Annotated in this window: 5 protein-coding genes and 1 pseudogene; 4 read left to right on the forward strand and 2 right to left on the reverse strand. The window is 63.2% G+C overall.

Annotation, left to right across the window (positions count from 1 at the left end; translation table 11 throughout):
* The 3 genes and pseudogenes from B5G42_RS16895 to B5G42_RS16905 form a co-directional block, all read left to right on the forward strand.
* Positions 1-757, forward strand: a pseudogene (locus B5G42_RS16895) (phosphate--AMP phosphotransferase); the annotation flags it as partial.
* Positions 758-871: 114 nt separating this feature from the next.
* A complete protein-coding gene (locus B5G42_RS16900; RefSeq protein WP_087272913.1) occupies positions 872-1,249 on the forward strand; it encodes a BlaI/MecI/CopY family transcriptional regulator in 378 nt (125 codons plus the stop codon).
* Entirely contained in the window at positions 1,246-3,579 is a 2,334-nt protein-coding gene (locus tag B5G42_RS16905; protein WP_087272915.1) for a M56 family metallopeptidase, read from the forward strand. Before B5G42_RS16900 ends, B5G42_RS16905 begins: the two co-directional genes overlap by 4 nt.
* A 47-nt stretch (positions 3,580-3,626) precedes the next feature.
* Here B5G42_RS16905 and B5G42_RS16910 read toward each other — a convergent pair whose 3' ends face one another.
* Positions 3,627-4,145 carry an amidase domain-containing protein gene (locus B5G42_RS16910; RefSeq protein ID WP_087272920.1) on the reverse strand — a complete coding sequence of 173 codons (519 nt, stop codon included), beginning with the start codon at positions 4,143-4,145 and terminating at the stop codon, positions 3,627-3,629.
* A 98-nt stretch (positions 4,146-4,243) separates the two neighbouring features.
* The gene (gene fba / locus B5G42_RS16915) at positions 4,244-5,209 is read right to left on the reverse strand and encodes a class II fructose-1,6-bisphosphate aldolase (RefSeq protein ID WP_087187968.1); all 966 of its coding nucleotides are present in this window, start codon (positions 5,207-5,209) and stop codon (positions 4,244-4,246) included.
* Positions 5,210-5,341: 132 nt separating this feature from the next.
* Between fba and B5G42_RS16920 the strand changes: the two genes are divergently transcribed.
* A complete protein-coding gene (locus B5G42_RS16920) occupies positions 5,342-6,583 on the forward strand; it encodes a 6-phosphofructokinase (protein WP_087272923.1) in 1,242 nt (413 codons plus the stop codon).
* Positions 6,584-6,790 lie beyond the last annotated feature (207 nt).

Raw genomic sequence — 6,790 nt, forward strand, 5'->3', positions numbered from 1 at the left:
CGTCCACCCCTCCTATCAGTGGCCTCTGGCCCCCACCCTGCCCCTGGCCCAGGTAGACCTGGACAAGGCGTTGGAGGAGAAGGACTACCGCAAGCAGCTGAAAAAGTGCCGCAAGAAGCTGGCCGCCCTCCACAACGAGCTCTACCGGAAGAAGGTGCCGGTGGTGGTGGTGTACGAGGGCTGGGACGCCGCCGGCAAGGGGGGCAACATCAAGCGGCTGGCCTCCGCCCTGGACCCCCGTGGGTATGAGGTCCTCCCCATCGCCGCCCCCACCAAGGACGAGCTGGCCCGCCACTACCTGTGGCGGTTCTGGACCCGGCTGCCCAAGACGGGGCACATCGCCATCTTTGACCGCAGCTGGTACGGCCGGGTGATGGTGGAGCGGCTGGAGGGCTTCTGCACCACCGACGACTGGCAGCGTGCCTTTGACGAGATCAACGAGTTCGAGCAGGAACTGGTGAGCTCCGGCATGGTGGTCATCAAGTTCTGGGTGCAGATCGACAAGGACACCCAGCTGGAGCGGTTCAATGAGCGGCAGGCCGACCCGGCCAAGCAGTGGAAGATCACCGAGGAGGACTGGCGCAACCGGGACAAGTGGGATGCCTACGAGGTGGCGGTGAACGAGATGCTCCAGCGCACCAGCACCGCCTTTGCCCCCTGGCACATCCTGGAGTCGGTGGACAAGAAATACGCCCGCATCAAGGCCATGAAGATCGTCATTGAGGCCCTGGAGCGGGCTCTGGAGCAGCCTTCATAAGGGCGGGGTTTATCCCCGCCCTCTTTTTTGTACTTATGGTTGACAACTGTCTACCTTTGTGCTATGCTCCAATTAGAAGAGGTAGACAACTGTACACCAATGGAGGGATGCCCTATGAAGATCCACCTGTCCGACGGCGAATGGAAGCTGATGGACCGCCTGTGGGAGGACGGTCCGGCCACCATCACCCAGCTGACCCGCGCCCTGGAGGGGGAGACCGGCTGGTCCAAGCACACCATCATCACCATGCTCTCCCGGCTGGAGGCCAAGGGGGCGGTGACCCACCATGAGGAGGGCCGGGCCAAGGAGTACACCCCCCTGCTCCCCCGCCAGCAGGCGGAGGAGACCGCCACCCGGCACTTTCTGGACAAGGTATACGGCGGCAGCCTGGGGCTGATGGTGAGTACCCTGGTGGACAGCCGGGCCCTGACCCAGGAGGACATTGACCAGCTCTCCGCCATTCTGGAGCAGGCAAAGGAGGAGTCGTCATGAAAGAAGTCATCCTCACCGCGTCGGTGCTGATCCTGGCCCTGATCCTCTTCCGGTTTCTCTTCCGCACCGCCATCCCCCGCCGGGTGCAGTACGCCCTGTGGGCGTTGGTGCTGGTGCGGCTGCTGGTGCCGGTGCAGCTGCCCGCCCTGCCCGTTGTTTCGGTGCTGGATGTGAGCCAGCAGGCCGGGCAGCAGCTCACCGCCGTTCTGGAGGGGCCGGTGGAGGTCCCCGCCCAACCGGCCGCCCAACAGACCACGGACAACACCCAGACCCAGGTTTTGGAGGGCGTTTCCACCGCCGGAGAGACCAGTACCACCCTCCCCGCCTCCACCCTCTCCCCGGCTCAGGTGCTGGATGTGGTGTGGAAGGTTGGTATGGCCGCCATGGCCGCCTTCTTCCTCACCGCCAATGTCCGGTTCCGGCTGAGGCTGAAAAAGAGCCGGGTCCCCTTCCAGGTGGAGGGTTGTCCCCTGCCGGTGTATCTGTCTGACCGGCTCTCCTCCCCCTGTCTGGTGGGGCTGGTGCGGCCCGCCATCTATCTCACCCCCGCCGCCGTCTGGTCGGGCCACCTGGAGTATGTGCTCCTCCACGAGCGCACCCACGCCAGACATCTGGACCCCCTGTGGGCCCTGCTGCGGTGTGTGTGCCTCACCATCTACTGGTTCCACCCCCTGGTGTGGGCTGCCGCCCTCCTGTCCCGGACAGACTGCGAGCTGGCCTGCGACGAGGGGGCCATGGCCCGACTGGACCACGACCGGCGGCTGTCCTACGGCCGCACCCTGCTGGCTCTGGTGCCGGTGGCGGGCCGTCCCGCCAATCCCCTGCTGGCCGCCACCACCATGGCCTCCGGCAGGCGGCAGCTGAAGGACCGCATCACCCGCATCGCCCATGATAAGCGCCCCGTCCTGGCCGCCGTGCTGGCGGCGGTGCTGCTGGCGGGTCTGGCGGCGGCCTGTACCTTCTCCGGGCCAAGGACCGCCGTATATGAGGACGGGACCTTCACCCTGTCCGCATCCGACCTGACCTCCTACTCCGCCCCCGCCGTGCCCCAAAATCCCACCATCGAGCAGCACTTCGACCTGGACTCCTATGTTGAGGGCGGCGAAACCCCACCCTGGACCATGCGGGAGGGTCCCAGAAGCGAAAACGCCGGCGCCATGCTCTTCCTGCATAGCAAACAGTCCGGCAGCGGGAAGGGGCTTCAGGAGACCTACCAGCTGTTTTACTACCTGGACCTGATGGGCACCGACGGTTTCATCACCTCCTACCCCGGCGTGCCGTCGGAGCGGCAGGATGAATGGTTCTACGACCTGTTTGCTGTGGACGAGGAAGGAAACCGGTCCCTGCTGGCGGAGACCTACGGCAGCGCCGGCGGTCAGCTGCTGACCCAGGACCTGAACGGGGACGGGAAGGAGGAGCTGATCACCGACCGGCAGCTTCTCCTCCAGTGGGAGGATACCCTCTATGCCGTGAACTACGCCGACCTGCTGGCCCAGCGCTGGCCCGCCTTCCGCACCCTGGAGGAGGCCAGACTGTCCGCCAGAGGCAGCTGTATCCTGCTTTCCGGCACGATGGAGGATGAAAACGGCGGGACCGCCTCCTTCCTGCGCACACTCACTTTCAGCGGGGACACCCTCACGGTGGATCAGCCTGCCGCCGGGACCCAGGAGCCTGTCACCGTTCCCCTGGAGGCGCTGACGGTGTATGAAGAACTCAGCGACCCTCAGCCAGAGCCCTGGAGGGAGTCTACCCGGTTCGGCGCCAATTTCGACGACCAGTTCTACTTCGGCCTCTACACCCTGAAGGACGGCACCTGTGTCCCCCGGATCACCCTGGAGAACGATGACGTGGTGCCCTCCTTTGACCGTCTCCCCCTGGGGGTTGTGGCCGACAACCGGTGGCTGGACGACTTCCCCGCCCTGCTGGGCTACCAGGGCCTGCTGGCGGGCTGGAGCAATGACTCCAAGGAGGTCAACTGGACCATCGACCTGTACCGCTGGAACCAGGAGGAAGGTCTGGTCCGCTTCCTGCGGGCGGAGAGCACCCTCCGGGGAAATGTCAGCATCCTGGACCTGAACGGGGACGGGGACTGTGAGCTGGTCACCGACAAGCAGCTCTTCTTCCGCCGGGACGGGACCATCTACACCGTCACCTACGAGGACTTTTTAAAGGAGCACTGGCCTGCCTTCCGCAGTCTGGACACCGCCGCCGCCGACCCGCTGGAGGGCTGCGTGGTGCTGGCGGGCACCTGTGAGGACGAAAACGGCCAGACCGTCTCCTTCTTCCGGCGGCTCTGCCTGGAGGACTCCGGCCTGACCCTGGCCGGTTGAGACGGCAAAAGGCGGGCGGCCACATGGCCGCCCGCCTCTTTCCGTCTTTACGAAACTCCCCCGGTCTCCCGCAAGCCGCCCAGGATATGGAGGTACCGGACGGCCCGGAAGGCGTAATTCCCCAGGGGCTTCCGGTCCACATCGTAGGAATGGGCGGCCACCAGGGTATTGCGCAGGGTGGGCCGTGCCCCCACCTGGACCACCACGGCGGTATGGGTAAATACGTCCCCCTGGGGGCTGAGCTGGACGATATCCCCCGGCAGCAGCAGGTCAAGACCGGTCTCCACGGCGTAGGGGCCGGGCCGCATCCTCCCGTCGGTGAGGTAGCGGTAGAGAAACTCCACCCCGGTCCAGGCCGGGGCTTTGTTGTTGGCGTCCAGGTAGTACCAGCCGTAGTCCGGGGTGTAGTCCATCACCCCGATGCCGGCGTACAGGCACTGGGAGGCGAAACTGGTGCAGTCGCCCCCCACCTCCTCATAGTCGTAGTAGGCCGGGTTGCGGCCATAGGCCCACCGGTGGGCGTAGCGCACGGCGGCACGGCGGTCGTATGGAACAGGCTCCCGCATAACAGTTCTCTCCCTTCCCGCTATTCTATGCGGCAGCGGGTCAGGGTGCAAAAAAGGAGAGGGTCTCCCCTCTCCTTTTCTGTGGTGATTTTGTTGGATCAGGCCTTGCCGTCGCAGCCCAGAACGTAAACCAGCTTGTGCTTCACCAGCTCCTTGATGGCGGCACGGGCGGGCTTCAGGTACTCACGGGGGTCGAACTTGTCGGGATGATCGTTGAAGAACTTGCGGATGGTGCCGGTCATGGCCAGACGCAGGTCGGAGTCGATGTTGATCTTACACACAGCGCCCCGGGCGGCCTGACGCAGCTGCTCCTCGGGGATACCCACGGCGTCGGGCATCTTGCCGCCGTTCTCGTTGACCATCTTCACGAATTCCTGAGGCACGGAAGAGGAGCCATGGAGCACGATGGGGAAGCCGGGCAGACGCTTCACGACCTCGTCCAGGATGTCGAAGCGCAGGGGCGGGGGAACCAGCTCGCCCTTCTCATTGCGGGTGCACTGAGCGGCGGTGAACTTGTAGGCGCCGTGGCTGGTGCCGATGGCGATGGCCAGGGAGTCACAGTTGGTCTTGGAGACAAACTCCTCCACCTCTTCGGGGCGGGTATAGTGGGAGTCGGCGGCGGACACGTTGACCTCGTCCTCCACGCCGGCCAGAGCGCCCAGCTCGGCCTCGACGACGACGCCGTGATCGTGGGCATACTCAACGACCTTCTTGGTGATCTCGATGTTCTCGGCGAAGGGCTTGGAGGAGGCGTCGATCATGACGGAGGTAAAGCCGCCGTCGATGCAGCTCTTGCAGGTCTCGAAGCTGTCGCCGTGGTCCAGATGCAGGCAGATGGGCAGGCCGGTCTCAATGATGGCGGCCTCAACCAGCTTCACCAGGTAGGTGTGGTTGGCGTAGGCGCGGGCGCCCTTGGAGACCTGAAGGATCAGGGGGGCGTTGACTTCCTTGGCAGCCTCGGTGATGCCCTGGACAATCTCCATGTTATTGACATTGAAGGCGCCGATGGCGTAACCGCCGTTGTAGGCCTTCTGGAACATTTCCTTAGTAGTTACGAGAGGCATATCAGTCATCTCCTTTTTTTGATGCACCATGATTTTAGCAGGTCTCCTTGATAATTTCAAGAGGACGTGATATGATATTCCCGCAAAATCAAAATTTGTAAAAATTTATTCAACCAACAGGAGGCAACTTTCATGAGTGAACTGAGAGGCGCTTGTATTATCGGCCAGTCCGGCGGTCCTACCGCCGTCATCAACGCCAGTGCTCTGGGCGTGATCCGCACCGCCCTGGACACCGACTGCATCACCCGGGTGCTGGGCGCCGCCCACGGCATCAAGGGCGTGCTGGACGATAAGCTGTATGATATGGGCCAGGAGGACGCCGCTGAGCTGGATCTGCTCAAGTACACCCCCTCCTCCGCTCTGGGCTCCTGCCGCTATAAACTGGCCGACCCCGACAAGGACGATACCGATTACAAGCGTATCCTTGAGATCTTCAAGAAGTACGACGTGCGCTACTTCTTCTACAACGGCGGCAACGACTCCATGGACACCTGCAACAAGATCTCCAAGTATATGCAGAAGGTGGGCTATGAGTGCCGCATCATGGGCGTACCCAAGACCATCGACAACGACCTGAACGGCACCGACCACTGCCCCGGCTTTGCTTCCGCCGCCAAGTATATCGCCACCTCCTGCGCCGAGGTATGGCAGGACGCCCACGTCTATGATACCGGCATGGTCACCGTCATTGAGATCATGGGCCGTCACGCCGGCTGGTTGGCCGGCTCCGCCGCTCTGGCTTCCGTGGCCGGCTGCGGCCCCGACCTGGTCTACCTGCCCGAGACCGACTTTGACATGGATCAGTTCGTCAAGGACGTAACCGACATCTACAACAAGACCGGCAAGTGCATGGTGGCCGTGTCCGAGGGCATCCACTATGCCGACGGCCGCTTCGTGTCCGAGGCTGAGACCTCCGCCACCGACGGCTTCGGCCACGCTCAGCTGGGCGGCCTGGCCGTCAAGCTGGCCGACATTATCAAAAACAAGACCGGCGCCAAGGTCCGCGGCATCGAGCTGTCCCTGCTGCAGCGCTGCGGCTCTCACGTGGGCTCCAAGACCGACATCGACGAGGCCTTCCTGGCCGGTAAGACCGCCGTGGAGGCTGCTGTGGCCGGCACCACCGACAAGATGGTGGCCTTCCAGTGCACCCGCGACGGCGGCTACAAGTGCGAGACCGTGCTGCAGCCCCTGGACATCGTGGCCAACTTCGAGAAGAAGGTGCCCCGCGAGTGGATCAACGAGGCCGGCAACGGCGTGAAGCAGGAGTTCATCGACTACGTCCTGCCCCTCATCCAGGGCGAGGCCAACGGCCCCAAGGAGCACTCCCTGCCCCGCTTTGCCCGCCTGAAGAAGGTCCTGACCGTCGATATGTAATCCAACGACAGAAAAGAGCCGTTCCCACCACGGGAACGGCTCTTTTTATATCGTGATGAAAAGAAGAGGCGGCACTGCCGCCTCTTCCCAGCCTGTCGAAAAAGATCACCGAAAGGTGGCCTTTTTCTCGTATTGAGGAAAAGAAAGCGGTATAATAGTGTGGGGGGATAAAAATGCTGGTAAAGAACGCAGAAAATCGAGGACAGC

It is taken from the genome of Flavonifractor sp. An91, from assembly GCF_002159225.1.
In the GTDB taxonomy this organism is placed as follows: domain Bacteria; phylum Bacillota; class Clostridia; order Oscillospirales; family Oscillospiraceae; genus Flavonifractor; species Flavonifractor avicola.